The sequence below is a fragment of the Sphingomonas sp. ERG5 genome (assembly GCF_000803065.1).
Lineage (GTDB): Bacteria > Pseudomonadota > Alphaproteobacteria > Sphingomonadales > Sphingomonadaceae > Sphingomonas.
In genome coordinates this window covers 103,347-127,441 of record NZ_JSXI01000013.1, presented here as the reverse complement: position 1 = coordinate 127,441, position 24,095 = coordinate 103,347, and the positions used below count along the sequence as shown (strand labels likewise).

The 24,095-nt window shown below is 63.7% G+C and carries 25 protein-coding genes; 14 read left to right on the top strand and 11 right to left on the bottom strand.

Going from position 1 to position 24,095, the window contains the following annotated elements:
- The first annotated feature begins 11 nt into the window (after nucleotides 1–11).
- Complete coding sequence (locus OO12_RS03590; protein ID WP_034157248.1) at nucleotides 12–473, top strand: GNAT family N-acetyltransferase; 462 nt, start codon at nucleotides 12–14, stop codon at nucleotides 471–473.
- A 32-nt stretch (nucleotides 474–505) separates the two neighbouring features.
- Nucleotides 506–1,279, top strand: coding sequence for an SDR family oxidoreductase (locus OO12_RS03585; protein ID WP_034157247.1), 774 nt, complete (start codon nucleotides 506–508; stop codon nucleotides 1,277–1,279).
- A 406-nt stretch (nucleotides 1,280–1,685) separates the two neighbouring features.
- On the opposite strand, the gene OO12_RS03580 is transcribed toward OO12_RS03585, so the two are convergent.
- The 10 genes from OO12_RS03580 to OO12_RS03535 form a co-directional block, all read right to left on the bottom strand.
- Nucleotides 1,686–2,042 (bottom strand): HesB/IscA family protein, encoded by a 357-nt coding sequence (locus tag OO12_RS03580; protein ID WP_034157246.1) that lies wholly within the window; start codon nucleotides 2,040–2,042, stop codon nucleotides 1,686–1,688.
- 77 nt (nucleotides 2,043–2,119) lie between these two features.
- Nucleotides 2,120–2,584 (bottom strand): SUF system Fe-S cluster assembly protein, encoded by a 465-nt coding sequence (locus tag OO12_RS03575; RefSeq protein ID WP_034157245.1) that lies wholly within the window; start codon nucleotides 2,582–2,584, stop codon nucleotides 2,120–2,122.
- Nucleotides 2,581–3,795: a cysteine desulfurase gene (locus tag OO12_RS03570; RefSeq protein WP_034157244.1), complete on the bottom strand. Its 1,215-nt coding sequence runs from the start codon at nucleotides 3,793–3,795 to the stop codon at nucleotides 2,581–2,583. The genes OO12_RS03575 and OO12_RS03570 overlap by 4 nt, the downstream gene beginning before the upstream one ends.
- A 112-nt stretch (nucleotides 3,796–3,907) precedes the next feature.
- Nucleotides 3,908–4,660, bottom strand: coding sequence for a SufD family Fe-S cluster assembly protein (locus OO12_RS03565; RefSeq protein ID WP_034157243.1), 753 nt, complete (start codon nucleotides 4,658–4,660; stop codon nucleotides 3,908–3,910).
- 112 nt (nucleotides 4,661–4,772) lie between these two features.
- Complete coding sequence (gene sufC / locus OO12_RS03560; RefSeq protein ID WP_034157242.1) at nucleotides 4,773–5,516, bottom strand: Fe-S cluster assembly ATPase SufC; 744 nt, start codon at nucleotides 5,514–5,516, stop codon at nucleotides 4,773–4,775.
- 1 nt (nucleotide 5,517) lies between these two features.
- Nucleotides 5,518–5,844, bottom strand: a complete 327-nt coding sequence (locus tag OO12_RS03555; RefSeq protein WP_034157241.1) for a hypothetical protein — start codon at nucleotides 5,842–5,844, stop codon at nucleotides 5,518–5,520.
- Between the two features lie 43 nt (nucleotides 5,845–5,887).
- The gene (locus tag OO12_RS03550; protein ID WP_034157240.1) at nucleotides 5,888–6,124 is read right to left on the bottom strand and encodes a hypothetical protein; all 237 of its coding nucleotides are present in this window, start codon (nucleotides 6,122–6,124) and stop codon (nucleotides 5,888–5,890) included.
- A complete protein-coding gene (sufB, locus tag OO12_RS03545) occupies nucleotides 6,121–7,584 on the bottom strand; it encodes a Fe-S cluster assembly protein SufB (RefSeq protein ID WP_034157239.1) in 1,464 nt (487 codons plus the stop codon). Before sufB ends, OO12_RS03550 begins: the two co-directional genes overlap by 4 nt.
- 1 nt (nucleotide 7,585) lies before the next feature.
- A complete protein-coding gene (locus OO12_RS03540) occupies nucleotides 7,586–8,056 on the bottom strand; it encodes an SUF system Fe-S cluster assembly regulator (RefSeq protein WP_082006320.1) in 471 nt (156 codons plus the stop codon).
- An 89-nt stretch (nucleotides 8,057–8,145) separates the two neighbouring features.
- Complete coding sequence (locus OO12_RS03535) at nucleotides 8,146–9,003, bottom strand: helix-turn-helix domain-containing protein (protein ID WP_034157238.1); 858 nt, start codon at nucleotides 9,001–9,003, stop codon at nucleotides 8,146–8,148.
- A 289-nt stretch (nucleotides 9,004–9,292) separates the two neighbouring features.
- Here OO12_RS03535 and OO12_RS03530 point away from each other — a divergent pair, with 289 nt between their 5' ends.
- The 3 genes from OO12_RS03530 (at nucleotide 9,293) to OO12_RS03520 (ending at nucleotide 13,925) form a co-directional block, all read left to right on the top strand.
- Nucleotides 9,293–10,345 carry a quinone-dependent dihydroorotate dehydrogenase gene (locus OO12_RS03530; RefSeq protein ID WP_034157237.1) on the top strand — a complete coding sequence of 351 codons (1,053 nt, stop codon included), beginning with the start codon at nucleotides 9,293–9,295 and terminating at the stop codon, nucleotides 10,343–10,345.
- Nucleotides 10,346–10,401: 56 nt separating this feature from the next.
- Nucleotides 10,402–12,069, top strand: a complete 1,668-nt coding sequence (gene ggt, locus OO12_RS03525) for a gamma-glutamyltransferase (protein ID WP_034157236.1) — start codon at nucleotides 10,402–10,404, stop codon at nucleotides 12,067–12,069.
- Between the two features lie 65 nt (nucleotides 12,070–12,134).
- Nucleotides 12,135–13,925: an AMP-dependent synthetase/ligase gene (locus tag OO12_RS03520; RefSeq protein ID WP_034157235.1), complete on the top strand. Its 1,791-nt coding sequence runs from the start codon at nucleotides 12,135–12,137 to the stop codon at nucleotides 13,923–13,925.
- 56 nt (nucleotides 13,926–13,981) lie between these two features.
- Here the strand turns inward: OO12_RS03520 and OO12_RS03515 are convergent, their stop codons facing one another.
- Nucleotides 13,982–16,957 carry a M16 family metallopeptidase gene (locus OO12_RS03515; protein ID WP_082006322.1) on the bottom strand — a complete coding sequence of 992 codons (2,976 nt, stop codon included), beginning with the start codon at nucleotides 16,955–16,957 and terminating at the stop codon, nucleotides 13,982–13,984.
- 192 nt (nucleotides 16,958–17,149) lie between these two features.
- Here OO12_RS03515 and OO12_RS03510 point away from each other — a divergent pair, with 192 nt between their 5' ends.
- The 9 genes from OO12_RS03510 (at nucleotide 17,150) to miaB (ending at nucleotide 23,827) form a co-directional block, all read left to right on the top strand.
- A complete protein-coding gene (locus OO12_RS03510; RefSeq protein ID WP_082006319.1) occupies nucleotides 17,150–18,019 on the top strand; it encodes an aspartyl/asparaginyl beta-hydroxylase domain-containing protein in 870 nt (289 codons plus the stop codon).
- Between the two features lie 92 nt (nucleotides 18,020–18,111).
- Nucleotides 18,112–18,687, top strand: coding sequence for a NifU family protein (locus OO12_RS03505; RefSeq protein WP_034157297.1), 576 nt, complete (start codon nucleotides 18,112–18,114; stop codon nucleotides 18,685–18,687).
- Between the two features lie 32 nt (nucleotides 18,688–18,719).
- Nucleotides 18,720–19,310: a malonic semialdehyde reductase gene (locus tag OO12_RS03500; protein ID WP_034157234.1), complete on the top strand. Its 591-nt coding sequence runs from the start codon at nucleotides 18,720–18,722 to the stop codon at nucleotides 19,308–19,310.
- Nucleotides 19,311–19,346: 36 nt separating this feature from the next.
- Nucleotides 19,347–19,964: a tRNA (adenosine(37)-N6)-threonylcarbamoyltransferase complex dimerization subunit type 1 TsaB gene (tsaB, locus tag OO12_RS03495; RefSeq protein ID WP_034157233.1), complete on the top strand. Its 618-nt coding sequence runs from the start codon at nucleotides 19,347–19,349 to the stop codon at nucleotides 19,962–19,964.
- On the top strand, nucleotides 19,961–20,437 hold the full coding sequence (locus OO12_RS03490) for a GNAT family N-acetyltransferase (protein ID WP_034157232.1): 477 nt from the start codon (nucleotides 19,961–19,963) through the stop codon (nucleotides 20,435–20,437). Before tsaB ends, OO12_RS03490 begins: the two co-directional genes overlap by 4 nt.
- Before the next feature lie 109 nt (nucleotides 20,438–20,546).
- The gene (locus OO12_RS03485) at nucleotides 20,547–20,963 is read left to right on the top strand and encodes a MucR family transcriptional regulator (protein WP_034157231.1); all 417 of its coding nucleotides are present in this window, start codon (nucleotides 20,547–20,549) and stop codon (nucleotides 20,961–20,963) included.
- Between the two features lie 98 nt (nucleotides 20,964–21,061).
- The gene (locus tag OO12_RS03480; protein ID WP_034157230.1) at nucleotides 21,062–21,484 is read left to right on the top strand and encodes a Fur family transcriptional regulator; all 423 of its coding nucleotides are present in this window, start codon (nucleotides 21,062–21,064) and stop codon (nucleotides 21,482–21,484) included.
- Nucleotides 21,485–21,487: 3 nt separating this feature from the next.
- On the top strand, nucleotides 21,488–22,375 hold the full coding sequence (locus OO12_RS03475; protein WP_082006318.1) for a lysophospholipid acyltransferase family protein: 888 nt from the start codon (nucleotides 21,488–21,490) through the stop codon (nucleotides 22,373–22,375).
- 105 nt (nucleotides 22,376–22,480) lie between these two features.
- Nucleotides 22,481–23,827 (top strand): tRNA (N6-isopentenyl adenosine(37)-C2)-methylthiotransferase MiaB, encoded by a 1,347-nt coding sequence (miaB, locus tag OO12_RS03470; protein WP_082006317.1) that lies wholly within the window; start codon nucleotides 22,481–22,483, stop codon nucleotides 23,825–23,827.
- The last annotated feature ends 268 nt before the right edge of the window (nucleotides 23,828–24,095 follow it).

The window sequence follows — 24,095 nt, the reverse complement described above, 5'->3', positions numbered from 1 at the left end:
CGTTTCGGAACATGAGCATCACCCTCCGCCTCGCCGCCCGGTCGGACCTTCCGGCCATCGTCGCGCTGCTCGCCGATGACGATCTCGGCAGCACCCGCGAAGACCCGGGCCTGCCGCTCGATCCGCATTATGTCGCGGCGTTCGAGGCGATCGATGCCGATCCGAACCAGGAGAGCATCGTCGCCGAGCTGAACGGCAAGATCGTCGGCACGATGCAGCTCAGCTACCTCCCCGGCATCGCGCATCGCGGCGCGTGGCGCGGGCTGATCGAGGCGGTTCGCGTGTCGTCCGAACTGCGCGGCCAGGGGATCGGCGCGCAAATGATCGACTGGGCCAATGCCCGTTTCGCCGCGCGCGGATGCCGGATGGCGCAGCTCACCTCGCATCGCAGCCGGACCGATGCGCACCGCTTCTATGAGCGGCTCGGCTGGGATAAGAGCCATTACGGGTTCAAGTACAAGCTCGCCGACTGAGCGAGTTCAAATCGAACCCAGGGAGAGACGCGATGGCATTCGATTTCAGCGGCAAGACGGTGATGGTGTTCGGCGGCACCAGCGGCATTAATCTCGGCATCGCCAAATCCTTTGCGCGCGCCGGGGCGAAGCTGGCGGTGGCGAGCCGCAGTCAGGACAAGGTCGATGCCGCCGTCGAAGCGCTGTCGCACGATAACCCGGCGCTGGGCTATGCGCTCGACGTGCGCGATTTCGATGCGGTGCAGGCTGCGATCGTCGATTTCCACGACAAGCGCGGCTCGATCGATGTGCTGATCTCCGGCGCGGCGGGCAATTTCCCGATTCCCGCGGCGATGCTCAGCCCCAAGGGGTTCAAGACCGTCACCGATATCGACACGCTCGGCACCTTCCATGTGATGCGCGCGGCGTATGAATATCTGACCAAGCCCGGCGCGAGCGTGATCAACGTGTCGGCACCACAGGCCTGGATTCCGATGGCGATGCAAATCCATGTCTGCGCGGCAAAGGCCGGTGTCGACATGATCACCAAGACGCTGGCGATCGAATGGGGCCGTGAGGGCGTGCGGGTGAATTCGGTGTCGCCGGGGCCGATCGACGGCACCGAAGGGATGGAGCGGCTGGCTCCCACACCGGAAGCCAAGGCCGCGTCGGCGCGTGCGGTGCCGCTCGGACGGCTCGGCACGGTCGATGATGTGGCGGATGTGTGCCTGTTCCTGGCGTCGGACTATGCGCGTTATGTCAGCGGCGTGGTCATCCCGGCGGATGGCGGCTGGACCGCGGGGCGCGGCTTTGGCGGGCTGGGTTAGGCGTTCCCGCTTCTGCCCGGAGGGCGATTCGGACCCGTCCAAAGATGCTGTTCCTTGCTGTTATTTCGGCGCAATTTTTTCCATGCTGTTAAGTTGGATTTTATTCGGAAATTTTCCGTCTATTTTCAAGATCTTGCGTTCATTTATGCTGTTATTGAATAACAGCATGATAACAGCATGATAACAGCGCGGAACAGCATGCTGTTTTCGCCCGGACAGCGGCATCCAGGCCTTCAAGATTGAGCGGTCATGAGAAAGAGCATGGCGGGCGCAAACAGCATTCCGCCGGGCTCTACGCTGTCATGATCGGGATCGGGATTGAATCAAGGCCGCAACCTGAAACAGCATAAATCCCTGCTTCCCTAGAAAGATGATCGTCGAGCTCCCGGGCTGACGGTGATCCGCCCTAAACCGTAAAGCTTTCCCCGCACCCGCACTCGCCCTTGGCGTTGGGGTTCTGGAATACGAAGCCGGCGGCGAAATCGTCCTCTGCCCAGTTCATCGTCGATCCGATCAGATACAGGATCGACCCGCCATCGACGAACAACGTGCCGCCGGGCGTGTCGATGCGTTCATCGAACGGCTTGGCCTCAGTCACATAATCGACCGAATAGGCCAGCCCCGAACAGCCCCGGCGCGGTGTCGACAGCTTCACGCCGATCGCGTCGGCCGGCGCCTTGGCCATCAATTCGGCAATCCGCGCCTCGGCCGAGGGGGTCAATAAAAGTGCCGCCGGGCGGTTGCGGGTTTTCACATCTGACATCGTCTACTCCATGCCCCCGAAAGAGAAGCCGGGGCGGTCCGAGTCCCCCTTGACCCGCCCTGGCTTCTCGAATCGCCTCACAACATGCCCAGTTCGAGCTTCGCATCGTCGCTCATCTTTTGCGGGTCCCAGGGCGGATCCCACACCAGATTGACTTCGGCACTGCCGACACCGGGCACCGCGCCGACGCGCAATTCAACTTCCATCGGCATCGATTCAGCGACCGGGCAATGCGGCGTGGTCAGCGTCATCGTCACCACGGCATGGCCGTCATTAGTCACGTCAACGCCGTAGATCAGCCCGAGATCATAGATGTTGACCGGAATTTCCGGGTCGTAGATTTCCTTCAGCGCATCGACCACCGCTTCGTACAGCGCCCCACCGGGCTCGCCCGCGGCAAGCCCCTGCGGCCTTTGCGCCAGAAAGCCCTCGAGATAATCGCGCTTGCGCTCAAGCGTTTCGGCCGGGGCCTCGACACGCGCACGCGGCGGCGCCTCGACCGTCTCGACCTCTTCGACCGCAATCTTGCGTTCTTCGTTCATCCGAAGATCCTCGTCACTCGTTCGATACCTTTGACCAGCGCGTCCACGTCCGCGGCACCATTATAAACCCCGAAGCTCGCCCGCGCCGTCGCCGGCACTCCGAGCGCCTCCATCAACGGCTGCGCACAATGATGCCCGGCGCGGATCGCGACCTTCGCTTCATCCAAGATGGTGCCGATGTCGTGCGGATGCACCCCCTCGATCGAGAAGGAAACGATTCCCGCCGACTCTTCCGGACCATAAAGCGTGACCGAATTGATCTGCGACAAGGCTTCACGGGTTTTCGCGACCAGCGCCGTCTCATGTGCATGGATCGCATCCAGCCCGATGCTTTCGACATAGTCGATCGCCGCATGCAGTCCGAGTGCGCCGACGATGTGCGGCGTGCCCGCCTCGAACCGTGCCGGTGGCGGGGCATAGGTGGTGCGCGCGAAGGTGACCTTGTCGATCATCGCGCCACCGCCGTGCCAGGGCGGCATCGCGTCGAGCAATTCAGCCCTGGCCCATAATATGCCGATCCCGGTCGGACCGTAGAGCTTGTGGCCCGAGAAGACGTAGAAATCGCAATCAAGCGCCGAGACATCGACGGCAAGGCGCGGCACCGCCTGGCAGCCGTCGAGCAGAATCTTCGCGCCGACCGAATGCGCGATATCCGCCGCGCGCTTCGCATCGAGCACCGACCCCAGCACGTTCGAGACATGAGCAAGGGCGACCAGCTTGTGATCGGGCGTGATCATCGCCGCCATCGCATCGAGATCGATGCAGTGATCGGCGGTCAGCGGCACGACATCGATCGCGGCGCCAACGCGCTCGGCAACGAGCTGCCACGGTACGATGTTGGAGTGATGTTCCAGCGTGGACAGCAGGATGCGGTCGCCGGCCTTGAGCTGAGTCCCGGCCCAGCATTGCGCGACAAGGTTGATCCCCTCGGTCGCGCCACGCACGAAGACGATCTCGTCGGGCGAGGCCGCGCCGATAAAGCCGGCGACGCGTTTGCGCGCCGCTTCATAGGCGAGCGTCATATCGGCCGAGCGCTGATACACGCCGCGGTGCACGGTCGCGTAGGTCGTGTCGTAACCGCGCGTGATCGCGTCGATCACGACCTGCGGCTTCTGCGCGGTGGCGGCGGTGTCGAGATAGGCCCAGCCGGCCGGGATCGCCGGGAAATCGGCGAGCACGTCGAGCGGGCGGGTATCGGTGAGTGTGGTCATGCTTTGCCAACCCTTCCGCGTTCGTTTCGAGCGATGTCGAGAAACAGGCCACAGATGCTGCGCATCTGTGTCTCGACGTCGCTCGACACGAACGGAGGGCTGAGAGCAATCCTCACAGCATCCGCTCCAGCGCGACTTGCGCCGCCGCTTCCACTGCCTCGCGCTCGGCAGCATCCTCGATGCCGGCAAAAGCGCTCGCAACGAACGCCTGAAGCAGCAACACCTTGGCCTCGGCCGGCGCGATACCCCGGCTCATCAGATAGAAGAGCGCCATCGCGTCGAGCTCGCCGACCGTCGCGCCATGCGCGCACTTCACATCGTCAGCGAAAATCTCGAGCTCGGGCTTGGCATTGGCGGTCGCGGTGCGGGTCAGCAGCATCGCCTTGACCGACTGGCTGGCGTCGGTCTTCTGCGCGTCGCGCGCGACCGCCACCTTGCCGAGATAGCTGCCGGTCGCCTTGCCGCCGAGCACCGAGCGGACCAGCTGGTTGGAGGTCGCATTGGGTTCGATATGGTTGAGCGTGGTGACGATCTCGAGCGTCTGGTTGCCGCTGCCGAGCATCGCGCCGCCAAGTTCGAAATGCGACCCTTCATGGCAGGTCACGTCGATCGCGACGCGGCCAAGCCTGCCACCGATGTTGAGGATATGGAAGGTCGCGGTCGCGCCCTTGTGCAGCACGACGCGGAAATCGCGGATCGCGACCGCATCGAGCGACGCGTCCTGCACGATGACGCGCGAGATTGATTCCCCGGCGGAGACTTCGACCAGTTCGGGCTCGGGGACCGGCCAGACCGAGGCAACCGCTTCGAGATCACTGTAGCGCCAGGCTTCATCACGCCGGGTGGGGACAGCCAGCGCGGTCATTTCACAAACTCCCTCTCCGCGTCTCCGCCGCTACGCGTGAACAAGAAAATGGGTGCCCACGGAGACGCGGAGACGCGGAGAGAAGGCGTTAAGCCTGCGGCGCAAGAAATGCTCATGCCGCCACCGCCGCATAGCCCTCGGCTTCGAGTTCGTGCGCGAGTTCGGCGCCGCCGGAGCGGATGATGCGCCCGCCGCTCAGCACATGCACGAAATCGGGTTTCACATAATCGAGCAGCCGCTGATAATGGGTGATCAGGATCACCGCCTTGTCGGGGGCGCGCATGATGCGGTTGATGCCATCGCCGACGACGCGCAGCGCGTCGATGTCGAGGCCGGAATCGGTTTCGTCGAGGATCGCCAGCTTCGGGCCGATAATGCCCATCTGGACCATCTCGTTGCGCTTCTTCTCCCCGCCGGAAAAGCCGACATTGACCGGGCGCTTGAGCATTTCCTGATCCATCGAGAGCAGATCGGCCTGGGCGCGCGCCAGTTTGAGGAATTCGCCGCCGGACAGCGGGGCTTCGCCGCGCGCCTTACGCTGTGCATTGAGCGCCTCGCGCAGAAACTGGACGTTGGATACGCCGGGGATTTCGACCGGATACTGGAAACCAAGGAACAGGCCGGCGGCAGCACGCTCGTGCGGCGCCATCTCCAGCAAATCCTCGCCGCCAAAGGTCACCGAACCGTCAGTCACTTCATAGCCGGGGCGCCCACCCAGCACATAGCCAAGCGTCGACTTGCCCGCGCCGTTCGGACCCATGATCGCATGGACTTCGCCGGCATTGACCGTGAGCGAAAGGCCCTTGAGGATTTCCTTGCCGTCGATTTCGGCGTGAAGATTGTCGATAGTCAGCATGTCAATTCCGCTCATTGACGGCGCGCACCTGGGCGAGCCGTTCCAAAAATTCTCCGCGCCGGCCTTCGACACAGGCGGTCAGCGCCGCCGCACCCTTTGGCCTGGTCGCGGCACAGGCCACGCCCGCATCGCACCAGAACCGGTCGAGATCGGCATCGTCGACCGATTTGGTGACCGAACAGGTGCGCAGTCGGCCCTTGCGATCGATCTTCATCCGCACGCCGACTTCCTGCAGCCGCTTGCCGAGCACGACGATGTCGTCTGACGTGTCGGGGGCGGCTGCGGGTATCTGCTGAAGCGCGGCGGCAAGGGTGAGCACGACAATCACGCGTTCACCTTGCGCCTGATCTCGGCGCGGAAGTTTCCAATTTTCAGCATTGCACCGCCGTATTTGACGATTCCAGCGAGTAGCCGCGTAGTTGGTCGGATTCCCAATCACCCCAAATGCTGGCCACGCGCCCAGAGGGATACGCGGCTTCGATTCGAGCCTGGGCATCGGTCAGGTTTTCAGCGTCGATCGATACGCGCGAATGGACGCCCTCCGGGCCGTCGCTGCCCTGCACCAATGCGTGATATGCCGTTATGCGAGGCTTGTCGGACAGGTTCACCCCACGCTCCCCTCAAGCGAGATACCCAGCAGCTTCTGCGCTTCGACCGCGAATTCCATCGGCAGCTGCTGCAGCACTTCACGCGCGAAGCCGTTGACGATCAGCGCGACCGCCGCCTCGCTGTCGAGCCCACGCTGCATCGCGTAGAACATCTGGTCGTCGCTGATCTTCGAGGTGGTCGCCTCATGCTCGATCTGCGCCGAGGGATTGCGCACCTCGATATAGGGCACGGTATGCGCGCCGCACTGGTCGCCCAGCAGCAGGGAGTCGCACTGAGTGAAGTTGCGCACCCCTTCGGCGGTCGGAGCGACGCGGACCAGGCCGCGATAGGTGTTGTCCGAGCGGCCGGCCGAAATGCCCTTCGACACGATGGTCGAGCGGGTATTCTTGCCGAGATGGATCATCTTGGTACCGGTATCGGCCTGTTGCCGGTTATTGGTCACTGCGACCGAATAGAATTCACCGACGCTGTTCTCGCCCGCCAGCACGCAACTGGGATATTTCCAGGTGATCGCGCTGCCGGTCTCGACCTGAGTCCAGCTGACCTTGGAGTTCCTGCCCTGGCACAAGGCGCGCTTGGTGACGAAATTATAGATGCCGCCCTTGCCGTTCTCGTCGCCGGGATACCAGTTCTGCACGGTCGAATATTTGATCTCGGCATCGTCCAGCGCGACCAGCTCGACCACGGCGGCGTGGAGCTGGTTCTCGTCGCGCATCGGCGCGGTACAGCCTTCGAGATAGGAGACATAGGCCCCCTTGTCGGCGATGATCAAAGTGCGTTCGAACTGGCCGGTATTCTCGGCATTGATGCGGAAATAGGTGCTCAGCTCCATCGGGCAGCGCACGCCTTCCGGAATATAGACGAAGGTGCCGTCACTGAAGACCGCGCAGTTCAGCGCGGCAAAGTAATTGTCATGCTGCGGCACGACCTTGCCGAGCCATTTGCGCACCAGATCAGGGTATTCGCGGATCGCTTCGCTGATCGAGCGGAAGATCACGCCGGCGCTTTCAAGCTCCGCGCGGAAGGTCGTCGCGACCGAGACGCTGTCGAACACCGCGTCGACCGCGACCTTGCGCGCGCCCTCGACCCCGGCGAGCATCTTCTGCTCCTCGATCGGAATGCCGAGCTTTTCATAGACCCGCAGAATCTCGGGATCGACCTCGTCCAGGCTGCCGAGTTTCGGCTTGGCCTTGGGCTCGGCGTAATAATAGGCGTCCTGATAATCGATCGGCGGCACGTTGAGCTTGGCCCAGTCGGGCGGCGTCATGGTCAGCCACAGGCGATACGCCTTGAGCCGCCAGTCGAGCATCCATTCCGGCTCGTTCTTCTTGGCCGAAATGAAGCGGACCGTATCCTCGCTCAATCCCTTGGGTGCGAATTCCTGCTCGATGTCCGAATGGAAACCCCATTCGTACGTCTTGTTGGCGGCGGCATGCGCTTCGGCGTTCTTGGTGGCCATCTTAATTCATCACCTCGGCGCCGAGCGCCATGTCGACCCTGGTTCCGGCCGGATTGGTTTGGAGCGGCAAGTTGGACAATGTCGCGAGGCTGACGCCCGCCAATGCCCCGCGCACCGCGCCGTTGACAGTGTTCCAGTGCGGTTTCACCCGGCAAACATCCTCATGCCCGCAGTCGTGGCGCCCGGCCTCGACGCAGGCGGTCATCGCGATCGGCCCCTCGACCGCCTCGATGATGTCCGCAAGGCTGATCGCCGCCGCCGGCCGCGCGAGACGGAAACCGCCACCGGTGCCACGCGCGCTCTCGATCAGGCCCGCGCCGGACAACCGGCTGACCAGTTTCTGCACGGTGGGCAGCGGCACGCCGGTTTCCTCGGCCAGCAAGGTCGCGTTGAGCCGCGCCACGCCACCGCAATGACGCGCAGTCGCGCTCATCATCACGACGGCATAATCGGCAAGGCTCGAAAGGCGCATGAATTCCTAATCGGATTGATTCGTTCCGATTGGGCATGTGGGGATGCAAAGGGAGCGGGTCAACCTAAAATCCTCCCTGACGGGAGGAATTACGTCCCGCTGATCAGCGGGCTGACCTGTCCGTCCAGCGCGGTTCGCTGGCGCATGGTCAGCCGCTGCAGCACGCCCGGCTCCGCCATGATCTGGCGCGGGGTCAGACCGGTGAACTGCTTCACCTCGCGGATCAAGTGCGACTGGTCGTAAAAACCGCGCGCGATGATGTCGTCGACGTCCTCGCTGTCCGCCACCATTGCCACCGCGGCGCGCAGCGCGCGATATTTGCGCGCGAGCAGTTTCGGCGGGGCGCCGTACATCGCGTTGCATTTGCGTTCGACCTGACGCCGCGACAATCCAGTCGCGGTAACCAGATCCTCCATCTCCGGCGACGGGCTCGCGGCAAGCCAGCCATCGACCTGGCGCGCGAACTGGCATGCCGGCTCGTCGCCCTCGCGGACGAGCTCGCGCACCAGATCCTCGCCGATCGCAAACCGCGCCGCATTGTCGGGCGCTGCGCGCAATGCCGTCGCCGTCGCTTTCAGCCGTGCCGATCCGAACAGGACACTGGCGTCGATCGTGCGGTTCAGCACCGACGATGCCTCATTGCCGATCATCGCGGCCCACCCCGCCGCGGTCACCCCCATGCCAAAAACCTCGACCGGTCCGATCACGCGGACCTGCATCGGGCCGCTGGTCGGGCCGATGACGTGGAACTCCGCGGGCGACTGAATCGAGTCATCGGGGAATCGGTATTCCGCGCTGCCCGGGGAAAGGCGAACGCGAAGCTGCGCATGATCGGCGCGTTCGCTATCCTCGAACACGGGAACATCGGCCCGAAAGTAATAGAAAAGCGTGATATATTCGGACAGGTCTGCGGCCGGGACCGCATAGTCCAGCTGAAAATCCGACAATGATTGCGCCCCTGTTCTTTTATGTCCGAGAGTCTAGCCCTTCGGGACACAAAAGAAAAGCGGCCCGGGCGGAGAACCGCCCGGGCCGTAAGTGAAAGAACCCCCTGTTGCGAAAGGGTTCCTTGGGTCGCACAGGCCTTTGAGCAAATCGGCTTCCCCTTGTATTGGACGAAACCGCCACGGCGGCAGATTCCCCGTCCTTACAGGCCCGGTCCTTACAGGCCCCGTCCTTACAGGCCCCCTCCTTACAGGCTTTGACCGCGCGCCTCGCCAATGCCATGTCGCGCCCATGCTTTTCCCGCTGATCCGCCCTACCCTGTTCGCCCTCGATGCCGAGCGCGCGCACGGCCTGACCATCGCCATGCTCGCCGCCTGGGGCGGCCGCGGTGCGCCGCACCACGCCGACCCGATCCTGCGCACCACCGTGGCCGGGCTCGACTTCGCCAATCCGGTCGGTCTCGCCGCCGGGGTCGACAAGGACGGCCGGGCGATCGACGGCTTTTTCGGACAGGGCTTCGGCAGCGTTGAGATCGGCACGCTCACGCCGCTGCCGCAACCGGGCAACCCGCGCCCGCGCATTTTCCGGCTGCGCGAGGATCGCGCGGTGATCAATCGCCTGGGGTTCAACAATGGCGGCATCGACGCCGCCCTGCCCCGCGCAAGCCGGGCGAAGCGCAAGGGCGTGCTGGGCATCAATGTCGGCGCGAACAAGGATGCCGCGGATCGCATCGCGGACTATCGCACCGGCGTGGAACGCGCGGCGCGGATCGCCGATTATGTCACGATCAACATCAGTTCCCCCAACACGCCGGGCCTGCGCGACTTGCAGCACGGATCGGCGCTGACCGAATTGCTCGCCGCCGCGGACGAAGCGCGGCGCATTCCGACCCAGCGCCCGCCCCAACTCCCGACACCCTTGTTCCTGAAGGTCGCACCGGATCTCAATGCCAAGGAGATCGACGGCATCGCGCGCGCCGCGATCGGGCATCATGTCGATGCGCTGATCGTCAGCAACACCACCCTCTCGCGCCCGGGCCTCAAATCGCCACGCGCGATCGAGACGGGCGGCCTGTCGGGCGCACCGCTTGCCACGCTCGCGCGCCAGCGACTCGGCGACTTCCGCAAGGCGACCGGGGCGGCGCTGCCCTTGATTTCGGTCGGCGGCATCGGCAGCGCGGAAGAAGCCTATGCCCGCATTCGTGGCGGGGCGAGCCTGGTCCAGCTCTATACCGCCCTGGTCTACGAAGGCCCCGGCCTGCCGCAGCGCATCAACCACGGCCTGGCACGGCTCCTGCGCCGCGATGGTTTCGCCAATGTAGCGGAAGCTATGGGCATCGAATGATATGGAATGACGTAGCGTCTTGTTCGCGTCGGAAACCGCGCTTACGCTTTTCGGCAATGAAAAAACTCATCCTCGTGCTCGCCTTGCTCCTTGGGCCCACCGCCGTCACCGCCCAGGGCATCGTTTCCTCCGCCGATCCGCGCGCTTCGGCCGCAGGGCAACAGATCCTGCGCGAGGGCGGCAGCGCCGCCGACGCGGCGATGGCGATGATGCTGGCGCTGACCGTGGTCGAGCCGCAATCGAGCGGCATCGGCGGCGGCGGCTTCCTGCTCCATCATGACGGCAAGACCGGCAAGCTCGAGACGATCAACGGGCGGGAAAAGGCGCCGATGGCCGCCACGCCCGAGCGCTTTCTTGACGAAGACGGCAAGCCCCTGCCCTATTTCAAGGCAGTCCCCGGCGGCCGCTCGGTCGGTGTGCCCGGCAATGTCCGGCTGCTGGCAATGACTCATGCGAAATGGGGCAAGTTGCCGTGGAAGGCGTTGTTCGCACCGGCGATCAAGCTCGCCGAAGAGGGCTATCAGGTCACCCAGCCAATGGCCAATGGCATCGGTTTCGTCAGCCAGTATTGGAGCAAGTTCCCCGATACGGCGAAACAGTATCTCGACGCCAACGGCAAGCCGCTGACGGTCGGTACGACGGTGAAGAATCCGAAGCTTGCCGCCATTTTGCGCCGGCTGGCGGACGAAGGGCCAGAGGCATTTTACAGCGGTGCCAATGCGGAAGAGATCGTCAGGGTCACGACCGGCGCATCACAGAATCCAAGCGACATGACGCTGGCCGACCTGGCCGCCTATCAGGCGCAGGAACGTCCACCGGTCTGCGGCAAGTACCGCGGCTACCGGATTTGCGGCATGGGCCCGCCCTCGTCGGGCGCCACCACGGTGCTGCAGATCCTGGGCATGATCGAGCGGTTCGACATGAAGAAGCTCGGCAAGGATTCGCCGGTCGCCTGGCATTTGATCGGCGAAGCGATGCTGCTCGCCTATGCCGACCGCGAGAAATATCTCGGCGATCCCGACTTTGTCGATGTGCCGGTCGCCGGGCTGATCGACCCAGCCTATGTCAAATCACGCTCCAGGCTGATTTCGGCGACCAAGTCGCTGGGCAGCTATGAAGCCGGCACACCGCCGGGCGCGAAACCGCGCACCGCCGCGGTCCAGAACGAAGTGCCGAGCACGACGCACTTCGTCGCGGTCGACCGCAATGGCGATGTCGTCTCGATGACCTCGACCGTCGAAGGGCCGTTCGGCAGCCAGTTGCTTGCCAATGGCTTTGTCCTCAACAACGAGCTGACCGACTTCACCATGGCGCCGGAAAAGGACGGCAAGCCAGTCGCCAACCGGGTCGAACCGGGCAAGCGGCCCTTGTCGTCAATGTCGCCGACTATGGTGTACGATGCCAAGGGCAAGCCGATCTTCACGGTTGGCGCGGCCGGCGGCAAGACGATCATCATGCAGGTCGCCAAGGCGCTGATCGCGCATCTCGACTGGAACGAATCGGCGCGTGATGCGATCGGTGAAGGCCTGATCTATTTTAACGGCGATACGCTGGTCCTCGAACAGGGCACCGGGCGCGAGGCCCTCAAGCCCGCGCTGGAAAAGCTCGGTCACAAGGTCAACATCGCCAAGCTCGGGCTGAAGGCCAATGCCGCCGAGCTGACCGTGTCGGGCTGGGTCGGTGCCGCCGACCCGCGCAGCGTTGGCGTCGCGCTGGCCGAATAGGCCGACCGACGGGATTTGGCGAACAATCCGCGCAGCCGAACACGGCGCGCGTTCAGGAGAGACAGATGCGCACGCTCGAACATTTCCCGAATCTGGTCACCATGTTTTTCACGCGTGCGACGGAACGGGGCGACAAGCCGTTCCTGTGGCACAAGGAAAGCAGCGGCTGGGTCGCGCTCAGCTGGCGCGAGGCCGCGGTACAGGTGGCGAGCCTGGCGCGCGCACTGCAAGCGATCGGGCTGGAGCGCGGCGACCGGGTGATGCTGGTATCGGAAAACCGCCCCGAATGGTGCCTCAGCGACCTGGCGATCATGGCGGCGGGCTGCGTCACCGTGCCCACCTATGTCACCAATACCGAACGCGACCATACGCACATCATCGAGAATAGCGGTGCCAAGGCGGTGATCGTCTCGACCGCCAAACTCGCCAAAGTGCTGCTTCCCGCCACAGTCCGCGCGACGGCGGCGAAGATCGTCATCGGCATCGAGGATATCCGCGTCGCCCAGTCCGGTGCGCTCGAATTCCACAATTGGTCGAAGCTGATCGCCGACCATGCCGCCGATCCAAAGGACGTGGCGGCGGACGCAACGTTCAAGCGCGAGGATCTGGCCTGCATCATCTACACCAGCGGCACCGGTGGCGCGCCGCGCGGCGTGATGCAGCATCATGGCGCGATCCTTCACAATGTGCAGGGCTGCACCACCATCATTTCCGAAGATTTCGGGTGGGACGAGGAGGTATTCCTGTCCTTCCTGCCGCTCAGCCACGCCTATGAACATACCGGCGGCCAGCATTTCCCGATCGGGCTGGGCGCGCAGATCTATTATTCCGAGGGGCTCGACAAGCTCGCCTCCAATATCGAGGAAACGCGCCCGACGATCATGGTTGTCGTGCCGCGGCTGTTCGAAGTGCTGCGCACGCGCATTTCCAAGGCGATCGAGAAACAGGGCAAGGTCTCCAACTATCTGCTCGATCGCGCGCTCGATGTCGGCGCCAAATCCTATGAGGGCCGCATGAGCCTGAAGGATCGCGCGATGAACCTCGTGGTCAACGCGACGATCAAGCCCAAGATCAGCAAGCGGTTCGGCGGACGGCTGAAGGCGATGGTGTCAGGCGGTGCGCCGCTGACTCCGGAAGTCGGCATCTTCTTCCAGTCGCTCGGCCTGACCTTCCTGCAAGGCTATGGCCAGACCGAGGCTGCGCCGGTCATCTCGTGCAATCGTCCGAGCGCCGGGCTCAAGATGGATACGGTCGGTCCACCTCTGCCCGATACCGAAGTGCGCATCGCCGAGGATGGCGAGATCCTGGTGCGCGGCGAACTCGTCATGCATGGCTATTGGCGCAACGAAGCGGAAACCGCCCGCGTGCTGAAGGATGGCTGGCTCCACACCGGCGATATCGGCCTGATCGACGCGAATGGCCGGATCAAGATCACCGATCGCAAGAAGGACATCATCGTCAACGACAAGGGCGACAATGTCGCGCCGCAAAAGGTCGAGGGGATGCTCACGCTTCAACCCGAGATCGTCCAGGCGATGATCTTCGGCGATCGCAAGCCCTATATGGTCGCGGTGATCGTGCCCGACCCCGAATGGACGCAGGAATGGTGCGCGAAGAATGGCGATAGCTGCAACTTCGCCAGGCTGGTTGAGAATAGCAGCTACCGCACCGCGCTCAGCGCCGCGGTCGAACGAGTGAACAAGGATCTGTCGGTGATCGAACGCGTGCGCCGCTACGTGATCGCGGATGGCCCCTTCACGATCGAGAATGAACAGCTCACGCCGTCACTGAAGATCCGCCGCCATGTGCTGAAGGAAGCATATGGGCCGCGGCTGGACGCGCTGTACAAGGGATAGCCGGGCCGGGACGGATGACCAGCGCCGCGCACTGATCACTCGTCTGATTTGGTACGTTAGCGCCCCACCACCACCGGCTTCTTCTTCGTCACAGCTGGCGTGCTGGCCGGCGCCACGGTCGCCGCGATTGTCGGCTGCAGCAACAATGGCTTGTCGGCGAGTGCCTTGGGCACCACCGCCATCGTCCAGTCCTTGTCCGGCTGCAGATATTTCTGCGCCGTCGCCTGCACATCGGCGGAGGTCACGCGCGCCAGATCCCTGAACAGGCCGCGCAGCGCCGCGATCCGGCGCTCGTCATACATCGATCCGGCAAGGTTCATCATCCAGAACTGATTGCCGGTCGATGAGCGCATGATCGACTGCTTCATCGGCGTCAGGATACGCTGCAGCTCATCATCGCTGACCGGATTGGCGACCAGGTCCGCAGCGATCTCGCGCGACATCTTGAAGAACAGCGCGATATTGTCCGGCGCGACCTGGCCGATCGCGAACAGGCGACCGCCACCGCTCAGGCCCATCGGCCACTGGCTCTGCACCGATGGCGAATAGCTCGCCCCGGCTTCTGAGCGCAGCCGGTCGAACAGCCGGTCGCTCATGATCGCGGCGAGCACGTCGAGATAGCGGCCCTCGGTGATTTGCTCGACCCCGCCTCCGGTCGGCCAGACGATGACCGCAGCCGCCTGGTTTTCCGGGCCGGTATGAGTCTTGACCAGCGGCGTCACATTATGCGCCGGGAAGCGTATCGGCGGTGCGGCCACGGTCGAGGCGACACGTGGCGGCAGGGCGCCGATGCTTTGTGCGACCGCCTTGATCGCCGCATCGGCGTTGATGTCGCCGAACACCTGCACTTCGATCGGGCCATTGGCGAGCAGCGGTTCCCACAATTTGCGCACGTCCGCTGCGGTCGTCCCGGTCACTTCTTCGCGAGTCGGCGTGCCCCAGCGCGGATCACCGTCATGAAGCAACCTTTCCAGATCGCGCGACAGGACGCCGTCGGGTGACGCCTCGAAGCCGTTATAGCCGGCGAGGATCAGCGACTTGGCGCGCGCGACCGGGTTCGGATCCCAGCCCGGTGCGGCCATTCGCGCCGCCATCAGCCGCAGCTGATCGGCGAGATCGGTCGGCGAGGTCATCGCGCCATAGCTGAACGCATCATCGTCAATGTCAAAATCGAGCCCGATACGACGGCCGGCGGTGAGTTGATCGATGTCACCCTGCTTGAGCGTGCCGATGCCGCCCGCGACAAGCGCGAGATCGCCCGCCCAGCTCGGGGTCTCGCGATCGGCAGGCAACGCATTATAGCCGCCGCCGAAGCGCACGCGGACATAGACGCGAGTCGCTTCGGCCGGGCTAGTGCGCAGCATCAGCCGCACGCCGTTCGAGAACACGACCTTTTCGATATCCATGTCGGAGATCTTCTCGCGACTGACGACCGTGGCCGGCTTGCCGAGTTTGGGCAGTTTGGAGAAATCGACCTTGGCCTGCGCCGTGCGCGTGCCGGCAAGGCCACCGACATCGGCCTTGAGCGCTGCCGCCAGCTTGGTCGCGGCCCCCTCGTCGGGAGTGCGGATATTGATGAACGCACGGGTGGCGTCGCCAACGAACACGCGTTTGGTTGACGCCAGCACCGTGGCCGGCGTGAACATCTTCTTCTTTTGCGCATCCTTGAACACGGAATAGATCGTTGCCGGCGCTGTCATCGTCTCACGAATATCGACCGCCTGAACCATATCGTCGGCCTGTGACGCGCCCGCTTCTGCGGGCGCCGTCTCGGCAACGGTACGGAAGGATGTCGTTAAATCGGCCAACTCGCGCGCGATTTCGGCTTCGCTCGGCGGAACAGTCGATGCATCGGCGATCACCGCACGCACATCCTTCAGCGCCGCTTCCCAATCATCCCCGATCGGGCGAATCTGGACATAAGTCATGTTGGCGGAACGGGATTCGTCGGAAATGTTGACCCCGGCAGCGATAAAACTTCCGCCCGCCCGTGCGCGGGTTTCGAGGCGACGGCTGATAACGGCCGCAGCGACCGAGTCGACCAGCCGCTTCTGGTTCATGATCACCGTATCGTCCTGGTATTTCCAGGGTCGCAACAGGACGAGCGTGACGCTGGGCGGCAGGCTTGGTTCGACCATCACCGCCGTCGATGGCTGAGACGGGTCGGGCTTGCCGAAATCGGGTTCGGCGGGTTTTGGGCCATTTCCTTGCCAGCCGGAGAAATTCTTCACGACCAGCCGCTCGAACAAGGCCGGATCGAGGTCGCCCGAAATCACCACGACCGTACGCTCCGGGCGGTACCAGCGATTATGGAATTGCTTGACGCCCTCGGCGGTCGCCGCTTCCAGCGTCTTGATCGTGCCGATCGGTGAGCGGTTGGCGAGTGGCTGTCCGGCAAAGAAACTCGCCAGCCGCGCATCGCTGAAGCGTACTTGCGGTCCTGGCGCTTCACGTTGCTCGGCCAGCACGGCGGGCCGCTCGGCATTGAGCGCCGCGGTGGTGATGTTGGGCTTGTCGACCATGCCCGCCAGCACTTTCAGACTCTCGTCGAGCCCGGCCTCGGTCGCGCTGGGCAAGTCGAGCTTGAACACCGTTTGCGTCGGCGTGGTCTGGGCATTGGTATCCGACCCGAAGGTCGCGCCGAAACGTTGCCAGATCCGCTTCGCTTCGCCATCGGGCACATAGACCGAACCGCGGAATGAGAGATGTTCGATCAGATGCGCATAGCCGCGCTCGCTTTCGGTCTCCATCAGCGACCCGGCATCGACCCGCACGCGAATAGCGACCTGACCCGGCGGCACGCCATTTCGCCGCACCGCATAACGGAGGCCATTGGGCAGCGTACCGAATCGCCATGCCGGATCGGGCGGTATGTCGCTGCCCTTGTAAAGCCAGGCGGAATGATCGATTTTTTGTGTCGATACCGGAACGTCTGCGCTGGGAGCGACGTTCTGGCCGCTGGCGGGCAGCGTCAGACCGAGCAGGAGGGCGGAGATCAGCGGAAAACGCGTAACGCGCAAAAGAGCATGCATGGCGGTGATCCTAGCCGCGTTCGCCGACGACCGCCAGATGCCGTCCATGGCACGCTAAGGACACAAACCGCCATCATTTAGACCAACACGGCCATTAGGTCCCGCCGGACCGAAGCGATTGGGGGCATACGTCGCTGCGGTGCAACATGAGGAAATCCGGGCTGGTTGAGCACCGCCCCCACGAACGCGAGTATGTCAGTGACTGCAGAAACCACCGCGGCAGCGACCGCATTATGGCCTAAATCAGGCACCTCCGAGGATCAGCGCACCATTCGCGTGCCCGATCTGAACGTCATATCGGGCGCACCAGTCCCCGGTGCGAAGCTCGAGGCCGACCCGAACCGGCCCTTCATCATTCGCTTCGGCAAGCATTTGCGCGGCCTGTTCGATCGGCTGATCGCCTCGTCGTCGCTGGTGTCCAACGATCCGGTGCTCGACGTACGCGACTTCGCCTGGACCACGATTCTGCGCGACAATTGGGAAGTCATTCGCGACGAAGCGATCACGGTCGCACTGCAGGGCCAGGCCTCCCCAAGCCTTGCGACCATTTCGCCCGACCACCGCGCGATCGCCCAGGTGAATATGTGGCGCTCCTTCTTCCTGTGGGGCTATGGCTTTCCGATCGAGGACAATCTCGCGCGCTGCCCGAAGACCCAGGCGATCGTCGAGCAGATCCCGGGCCTGAACAGCGCCTTTTTCTCGATCCTCGCCCCCGGCACGCACATTCCCGATCACCGCGGCGTGACCAAGGGTCTGATCACCTGCCATCTCGGCCTGATCGTGCCGACCGATGGCGATGTCCGGATGCGCGTCGACGACCGCATCGTGCGCTGGTCGGAGGGCGAGACGCTGGTGTTCGACGACACCTATCAGCATGAAGTGTGGAACGACACCAACGGCACACGCGTCGTCCTGCTGGTGCAGTTCGAGCGCCCCTTGCGCCAGCCCGGCCGCTGGATCGCCGACACGTTCCTCAAGGTCGTGCGCAAATCCGCCTTCGTGCAGGAAGCGCGCGACAATATCGCGAGCTGGAACGACGCAATGAAGAAAATGGACGTTTGACGCCCGCGCTCCCCTCCCGCGCGCGGGAGGGGAATTGATCCGTTTCCAACTCCTGCCTTGATCCGCCCCCGTCGCCACGCCACATGCATGTCATGCTGATCGAAACCGAAACGACGCCCAACCCCGCGACGCTCAAATTCCTGCCCGGCCGTGCCGTGATGGAATCGGGCACCCGCGACTTCGCCACCCCCGAAGAAGCAGAAGCGTCGCCGCTTGCCGAGCAGTTGTTCGGCCTGGGCGACGTGACCGGCGTGTTCTTCGGCAGCGACTTTATTTCGGTCACCGCCGCGCCCGGCGTCGAATGGGCACATCTCAAACCCGATGTGCTCGGCCTGCTGCTCGATCATTTCTCCGCCGCGATGCCGCTGTTCCGCCCGGGCAGCGCCGGCGGGATCAGCGTGCCCTCCGCCGACGAAGACTTTGCCGAGAATCCCGAAGACGCCGACATCGTCGCGCAAATCAAGGAATTGATCGAAACGCGCGTCCGTCCTGCGGTCGCCAATGACGGCGGCGACATCATTTATCGCGGCTTCGATCAGGGTAAGGTCTTCCTCAAGATGCAGGGCGCCTGTGCCGGCTGCCCGTCATCGACCGCGACGCTGAAGAATGGGATCGAGCAATTGCTCAAATATTATGTTCCCGAAGTCACCGAAGTCCGCGCGGTCTGATTTTCTCCTGCTTTCCATAACGAGGTTCTGCCATGGCCGAGAAGCTGTCCGACGCGGCGCTCGATACGATCTTCCGTACCGCGCGCACCTATAATGGTTATACTGATCAGCCCGTCGCCGAAGCCGAGCTTCACGCCATCTGGGACTTGATGAAATGGGGTCCGACCTCGGCCAATCAACTACCCGCACGCCTGATCTGGTGCGTCAGCGACGAGTCCAAGGCAAAGCTTGCCGCGTGCAGCTCAGCGCAGAACGCGCCCAAGATTCTCAAGGCGCCGGTCAGCGTCGTGATCGGCATGGACCAGAATTTCCACGACCATTTGCCTGAATTCTTCCCGCACGTCGATGCGCGGCCCTGGTTCGCCGATCCTCAGGGGCGGGCGGTCTCGGCAATGCGCAATTCAAGCCTGCAGGGCGCCTATTTCATCATCGCCGCCCGCGCGCTGGGCCTGGATACCGGGCCGATGTCGGGCTTCGACAATGCCGGGGTCGATGCCGCCTTTTTCGCTGAGACGCCCGACGTGAAATCGAACTTCATCTCGACGCTCGGCCATGGCGACCCGGCGAGCATCTTCGACCGCCTGCCGCGCCCGGCGTTCGAAAAGTTCAACACGATTGCCTGACTTGATTTCCCGCTCCCCGACAAGGAGAGGGCATTGATGCGAACCCTCGTCATCGAAACCGCCACCGCCGCCTGCTCGGTCGCGCTGATTGAAGCCGGCGCGGTAATCGCCGCGCGCCATGAGGTGGTCGGCCGCGGCCATGCCGAGCGGCTGGTGCCAATGATCGCCGAACTGCCCGACGGCGGCCGCGCCGGGCGCATCCTGGTCGATTGCGGTCCGGGCAGCTTCACCGGCGTGCGGGTCGGCATCGCTGCCGCGCGCGCGCTCGCCTTTGGCTGGCAGGCCGAGGTGTACGGCTTCTCCTCGCTGCCGCTGATCGCCGCCGCCGGTTTCGCCGCACGGCCCGATCTCGACTCGCTTGCGGTGGTTCTCGAAGGCGGGCATGGCGAGGTCTTCATGCAGGTCTTCCATGCTTCGCTCTCGCCCGCCGGTGCCTTTGGCTCGCTGAAGCCCGCCGACGCGCTCGCCGCACTCGAAGGCCGCCATGCGGTCGGCAATGGCATCCACCGGCTCATCGCGCTTGACCCGGCAGTCGACGCGATCGAGGCGCTGCCCGATGCCGCCGACGCGGTCCTGCTGCCGGCCGCATTCACCGATCTTCCGCCACGCCCGATCTATGGCCGCGCGCCCGATGCCAAGCCGCAGGCCGCATGAGCAGCGTGCTGACGATGATCGAATTACGGAGCGGCGGCACCGCTGATCTCGCCACGGTCGAGTCGCTGATGACCGGGGCATTCGACCCGCGATTCGGCGAAGCATGGACCCGCGGCCAGTGCCTCGGCATCATGGCGCTGCCTGGCGTGTGGCTGACCATCGCCTCGATCGATGGCAAGCCGGTCGGCTTTGCCCTGTCGCGGCAAATTCTCGACGAAGCCGAACTGCTGTTGCTCGCGACCGCACCAGCCAGTCGCCGCAAAGGCGTCGCGGCGGCGCTGCTCCGCTCGGTCATTACTGAGGCACGGGAAAAAAATGCGTTAAAACTGCACCTTGAGGTGCGCGAGGGCAATGACGCCATCAAGCTTTACCGTGCCTCTGGCTTCGCGAAAGTCGGCGAACGTCGCGCTTATTATCGCGGCAATGCCGGCCAGACCTTTGATGCTTTTACCTTTCGTCGCGAACTGTCCTGATTTTACTTGTTCAGCTTGTTTTTACTGCTTGCACCGACCCATCCAAAAGAGGATAGGCCCAAATTGGTTGCGTCGTAATGCAGCTACAATATGGGTCGGAAGGACGACAATGGACATCAATAACGATCTGCAGGAAACCTTGATCACGCTTACAGCTGACATTGTTGCGGCGCACGTCAGCAACAACAGCGTTGCGGTTTCGGACCTGCCGGTTCTCATCGCCAATGTGCATGGCGCGCTCTCCGGGCTTGGTACGCCCGTCGCGGCTCCCGAAGTGAAGCAGGAGCCGGCGGTTTCGATCCGTTCGTCGATCAAGCCGGACTATATTGTCTGCCTCGAAGACGGCAAGAAGCTGAAGATGCTCAAGCGCCACCTGATGACGCATTATCAGATGACCCCGGAACAGTATCGCGCGAAGTGGAATCTCCCCGCCGACTATCCGATGGTCGCTCCGAGCTACGCTGAACAGCGCCGCACGCTGGCCAAGAAGATCGGCCTCGGCACCAAGCGTCGCAAGACCAGGTAAGCCGCCGATCCTCCCCGGTAGGAAAATATTAAGGGCGGTCGGCTTGTTGCGAGTCGATCGCCCTTTATCAATAAGGTCGAAGCGCCTACATCACGCTCATGGCTCGCAAGATCGATCTCGAAGCGCTGTGCAATGAAAAAGGCCTGCGCATAACCGAACAACGCCGCGTCATCGCGCGCGTCCTGTCGGAGGCCGAGGACCATCCCGATGTGGAGAAGGTCTATGAGCGCGCCTCACAGATCGACCCGGGCATTTCGATCGCCACCGTCTATCGCACGGTACGCTTGTTCGAAGAGGCCGGCATTCTCGACCGCCACGATTTCGGCGACGGTCGCGCGCGTTACGAGCCGGCGCCCGAAGCGCATCACGACCATCTGATCGATGTCGAAACCGGCAAGGTGATCGAATTCGTCGATCCCGAGCTCGAGCAATTGCAAAAGGCGATCGCGGAACGGCTGGGCTTCCGCCTGGTCGACCATCGCATGGAGCTCTACGGCGTCTCGCTCGACCGCAAGGTCTAGGCTTTGCGCGGCCTCAGCCCCACGGCACGTGCCGAGGCCGCGGCCGGCAATCCACCACCGATCGATGCGGCGGGCTATCTCCGCATCACGCTGCGCGCGTCCGGACTGTTCTTCGCGCTGCTGCTCACCGTTCCACTGCATTATCTCTGGCGTTTTCTGCGTATCGGATCGCCCTGGCCGAAGATATTCCTCGGCTGGGCCGCGCGTCTTGCCGGTGCCCGGGTCGAGCGGGTCGGCGTGCCACTGAAGCGCGACGTCTTCTATATCTCCAACCATCTCAGCTGGGTCGACATCCTCGCCATCGCCGGACAAAGCGGCACCGCGTTCGTCGCCAAGCAGGAAATCCGCGCCGCACCGGTGGTTGGATGGCTCTCGACGCTCAACCGCACCGTGTTCGTCAAGCGCGAGAACCGGCTTGGCGTGGCCGAGCAGATCAACCAGCTGCGCGACGCGCTGACCGACAACTGGTCAGTCACTGTCTTTCCGGAAGGCACCACCACGGACGGCCAGTCGCTCCTGCCCTTCAAGACGCCGATGCTGCGCGTACTCGAACCGCCACCGCCGGCGGTGCTGGTCCAGCCGGTGCTGCTCGATTACGGGGCGGTCGCGGAGGAGATAGGCTGGATCGGCGAGGAAAGCGGCATCAACAACGCCAAACGCATCCTCTCGCGCCCGGGCAATTTTCGCATGAAGGTCCATTTCCTCGAACCATTCCACCCGCGCGACTTTCCGGGCCGCAAGGCGATCGCGGCGGAAAGCCGTCTGCGGATCGAAGCGGCATTGGTCGAGGTGCTGGGCAAGCCGCTCCGTCCCTTTGCCTATGCGGTCGAAGCGGTGAAGTTCGTGCCTGTGGATGTAATGACGGCCCCGCAAAGCGGCTCCGACGAATAACCACTTCCTTCGCTCGAAACGAACTGGAGCGGGATTGCCCTCGCTGAGACCCAATCCGGACAAAGGGTTCTGCGAAAGCAAAATGCGGTCTATAGGCCCGCCACCATGAAACCCGTTTCCAAGACCGCCCCCAAGACTTTTGCCGTCAAATCCTTCGGCTGCCAGATGAACGTCTATGATGGCGACCGCATGAGCGAACTCATGTCGGCGCAAGGACTGACCGCAACCGATGCCGACAGTGCCGACCTGATCGTGCTCAACACGTGCCATATCCGCGAGCGCGCGACCGAGAAGGTCTATTCGGACATCGGCCGGATTCGCAAGCATGCCATGGCCAAACACGGCAAGAACCCGATGATCGCCGTCGCCGGCTGTGTCGCGCAGGCCGAGGGTGAGGAGATCGTCCGCCGGGCGAAGGTCGATGTCGTGGTGGGGCCGCAAGCCTATCACAATCTGCCTGACCTGGTGGCACGAGCCGCGCGCGGCGAAAGCGCGCTCGACACCGACATGCCGGTCGAGATGAAGTTCGGCCACCTGCCCGCACGCCGCCGCGTGCCGCCTTCAGCCTTCCTGACGGTGCAGGAAGGCTGCGACAAATTCTGCACCTATTGCGTCGTGCCTTATACGCGCGGCGCCGAAGTCAGCCGCCCCTGGGCGCATATCGTCGACGAAGCCAAGGCGCTGGTCGACGCCGGCGCCAAGGAAATCACCTTGCTTGGCCAGAACGTCAACGCCTGGGAAGGCGAAGACGCGAGCGGCGCCAGCGGTGGCCTGGATGGGCTGATCCGCGCGCTCGACCGGATCGAGGGACTGAAGCGGATCCGCTACACCACCAGCCACCCCAACGACATGCGTGAGGGCCTGATCCGCGCCCATGCCGAGGTCGAAAAGCTGATGCCGTTCCTGCATTTGCCGGTCCAGGCGGGCAGCGATCGCATCCTGAAAGCGATGAACCGCAGCCACACGCGTGATTCCTATCTGCGCCTGCTTGACCGCGTCCGCGCGGTGCGCCCGGACATCGCGCTGTCGGGTGACTTCATCGTCGGTTTCCCCGGTGAAACCGACGCCGATTTCGCCGAGACGCTGAGCCTGGTCGATGCGGTCGCCTATGCTCAGGCATTCAGCTTCAAATACAGCCCCCGCCCCGGCACCCCCGCCGCCGGCATGAACGACCAGATTCCCGCCGAGGTGATGGACGAACGGCTGCAACGCCTGCAGGCCGCACTCAACCGCGACCAGGAAGCCTTCAATGCAGCGACCGTCGGGCGGACCTGCGCCCTGCTGCTCGAACGCAAGGGAAAGCTGCCGGGCCAGCTGATCGGCAAGAGTCCGTGGCTGCAATCTGTGCATCTGGTCAGCGATGCGGTGATCGGCGATCTGGTCGAGGTGGAGATCGTGTCCGCCGGCGCGAACTCGGTCGCCGGCGTGGAACGGGTGCGGGTCGCCGCCTAGCGCGGTTTCGAGCTGGATTGCCCCACCCGCGTTTGCCCTGAGCCTGAACGGAAGGCGATTCCTCCCAAGCCGATGGCGCTGTGGAATCGGCTGCCTGTTGCTCGTTTCGCACACACGACAAATGGAAAGCCCTGGGTCGATATTCCCCCTGTCCTCGCGGCCCGCGCTCTGCCAAACTCCGTCACGGATGCAGCAGACTCGCCCCTTCGAGCTCCCCGGCGGAACCAACCGCCCCGGCATCCCGTTCGATCCGCGATCCAGCCAGCAC

Excerpts from the sequence above, each read along its gene's own strand:
- OO12_RS03590 (WP_034157248.1), top strand. The coding sequence starts at position 12 with ATGAGCATCACCCTCCGCCTCGCCGCCCGGTCGGACCTTCCGGCCATC.
- OO12_RS03585 (WP_034157247.1), top strand. The coding sequence starts at position 506 with ATGGCATTCGATTTCAGCGGCAAGACGGTGATGGTGTTCGGCGGCACC.
- OO12_RS03580 (WP_034157246.1), bottom strand. The coding sequence starts at position 2,042 with ATGTCAGATGTGAAAACCCGCAACCGCCCGGCGGCACTTTTATTGACC.
- OO12_RS03575 (WP_034157245.1), bottom strand. The coding sequence starts at position 2,584 with ATGAACGAAGAACGCAAGATTGCGGTCGAAGAGGTCGAGACGGTCGAG.
- OO12_RS03570 (WP_034157244.1), bottom strand. The coding sequence starts at position 3,795 with ATGACCACACTCACCGATACCCGCCCGCTCGACGTGCTCGCCGATTTC.
- OO12_RS03565 (WP_034157243.1), bottom strand. The coding sequence starts at position 4,660 with ATGACCGCGCTGGCTGTCCCCACCCGGCGTGATGAAGCCTGGCGCTAC.
- sufC (WP_034157242.1), bottom strand. The coding sequence starts at position 5,516 with ATGCTGACTATCGACAATCTTCACGCCGAAATCGACGGCAAGGAAATC.
- sufB (WP_034157239.1), bottom strand. The coding sequence starts at position 7,584 with ATGGCCACCAAGAACGCCGAAGCGCATGCCGCCGCCAACAAGACGTAC.
- OO12_RS03540 (WP_082006320.1), bottom strand. The coding sequence starts at position 8,056 with ATGCGCCTTTCGAGCCTTGCCGATTATGCCGTCGTGATGATGAGCGCG.
- OO12_RS03530 (WP_034157237.1), top strand. The coding sequence starts at position 9,293 with ATGCTTTTCCCGCTGATCCGCCCTACCCTGTTCGCCCTCGATGCCGAG.
- ggt (WP_034157236.1), top strand. The coding sequence starts at position 10,402 with ATGAAAAAACTCATCCTCGTGCTCGCCTTGCTCCTTGGGCCCACCGCC.
- OO12_RS03520 (WP_034157235.1), top strand. The coding sequence starts at position 12,135 with ATGCGCACGCTCGAACATTTCCCGAATCTGGTCACCATGTTTTTCACG.
- OO12_RS03515 (WP_082006322.1), bottom strand. The coding sequence starts at position 16,957 with ATGCATGCTCTTTTGCGCGTTACGCGTTTTCCGCTGATCTCCGCCCTC.
- OO12_RS03510 (WP_082006319.1), top strand. The coding sequence starts at position 17,150 with ATGTCAGTGACTGCAGAAACCACCGCGGCAGCGACCGCATTATGGCCT.
- OO12_RS03505 (WP_034157297.1), top strand. The coding sequence starts at position 18,112 with ATGCTGATCGAAACCGAAACGACGCCCAACCCCGCGACGCTCAAATTC.
- OO12_RS03500 (WP_034157234.1), top strand. The coding sequence starts at position 18,720 with ATGGCCGAGAAGCTGTCCGACGCGGCGCTCGATACGATCTTCCGTACC.
- tsaB (WP_034157233.1), top strand. The coding sequence starts at position 19,347 with ATGCGAACCCTCGTCATCGAAACCGCCACCGCCGCCTGCTCGGTCGCG.
- OO12_RS03490 (WP_034157232.1), top strand. The coding sequence starts at position 19,961 with ATGAGCAGCGTGCTGACGATGATCGAATTACGGAGCGGCGGCACCGCT.
- OO12_RS03485 (WP_034157231.1), top strand. The coding sequence starts at position 20,547 with ATGGACATCAATAACGATCTGCAGGAAACCTTGATCACGCTTACAGCT.
- OO12_RS03480 (WP_034157230.1), top strand. The coding sequence starts at position 21,062 with ATGGCTCGCAAGATCGATCTCGAAGCGCTGTGCAATGAAAAAGGCCTG.
- miaB (WP_082006317.1), top strand. The coding sequence starts at position 22,481 with ATGAAACCCGTTTCCAAGACCGCCCCCAAGACTTTTGCCGTCAAATCC.